Annotated in this window: 2 protein-coding genes; both read right to left on the bottom strand. The window is 60.4% G+C overall.

What is annotated here, in order from left to right; genetic code table 11:
- A partial coding sequence (locus tag AC1DT3_RS21005; protein WP_477467132.1) for a cation:proton antiporter domain-containing protein occupies positions 1 to 540 on the bottom strand: 540 nt, incomplete at its 3' end.
- A gap of 218 nt (positions 541 to 758) precedes the next feature.
- The coding region (locus tag AC1DT3_RS21000; protein ID WP_477467131.1) for a PLP-dependent transferase at positions 759 to 1,430 on the bottom strand (672 nt) is incomplete at its 5' end.

The following is a 1,430-nucleotide window of genomic DNA, read 5'->3' as shown; positions in this document are numbered from 1 at the left end:
GAACAGGATCGGGGCCACCGCGAGATCCTGGAACAGCAGGGCCGAAAAACTGATCCGCCCGGCGGGCGCATTCAGCCGCTTCTGTTCTGTGAGAACAGGCAGCACGATGGCTGTCGATGACAGGGCCAAGGCAAGGCCGATCAACACGGCCGCGGTTATCGTCGGAACAGCCGTATAGGCCAGCGCTCCCAAGGCGATGGTGCACAAGAGGACCTGGAGAAATCCGAAGCCGAACACGAGGCGGCGCAAGTTGCGCAAACGCTTCCAGGATAGTTCGAGGCCGATCGTGAAGAGCAGGAAGACAACGCCAAGCTCGGCAAAATGCGACACGCGTTCCGGGTTGGTGAGCGTGATCCAGTCGAGCCACGGATAGGCTTTCACCCATTGCCCGAGACCGAACGGCCCCAACAGCGCTCCCGCACCGAGAAACCCGAGGACAGGGCTGATCTTGAGGCGATGGAACAGGGGGACGACGATGCCGGCCGTTGCGAGAAAGAGGATAGGCTCCTGGTAAGAGTACAGGTCGATTGCCGCTGCCATCTGATTTGTCCGATTCTCCTCATCATCGTTGCAAACCGTATGCGAGTGCAAGCACTTACGCGGCGTTGCTTGCGCGAAAATGGCGCATGACGCGAGCGGAAATGCCTGCGTTGTGTCATGGCCGGGCTTGTCCCGGCCACCTCGATCGGAAGAGACGTCTCGTCTTGCCGTCACCGCCGTTGTAAGGCTGGCGATGACGGGTGCGAAAGGGGAGAGACCTAGCTCAAAGTCTCCAGCGCCTGCGCCAGATCCGCCACCAGATCGTCCGGATGCTCGATACCGATTGAAACGCGAATCGTCGCGTCGCTGACGCCCAACCGGTCGCGGGTTGGTTTGGGTACGCCCGAATGCGTCGTCGAAGCCGGGTGGCAGGTGAGCGATTCCGTTCCGCCGAGGCTCACCGCGAGCTTGAACACCTGCAACGCGTTGAGGACTTTGAACGCCTCGGCCTCGCCGCCTTTCACGTCGAACGAAAATGTCGAACCCGGCGCATCGCTCTGCTGTTCGTAGACTTTGCGCTCCTGTGATCCTTCCCGCAGGTAGGCGAGGTGGTGGACCTTCGTAACCTTTGGATGTTCGCTCAGGAATTTCGCGACGATTTCTCCATTTCTGTTCGCTTCCTTCATGCGCAATGCCAGCGTCTCGAGCGATCGTCCGAGCATCCAGCAGGAATGCGGATCGAGTTGTGTTCCGATCGACGAGCGCAGCAATCGCACGGCGCGAATCTGTTCCTTCGAACCGAGTGCCGCACCGGCAATCAGATCCGAATGGCCACCGACGTACTTGGTCAGCGAATAGACGGAAATGTCGGCGCCGTGACCGATGGGGCGCTGATAAAGCGGGCCGAGAAGGGTGTTGTCGCAGACGACGACGGGACGGTGGCCTTGCTC

The sequence above is a fragment of the Microvirga sp. P4_G7 genome, assembly GCF_056401005.1.
Note: the sequence above shows the minus strand (reverse complement) of the source record. Positions and strands in the feature narration are given on the sequence as shown.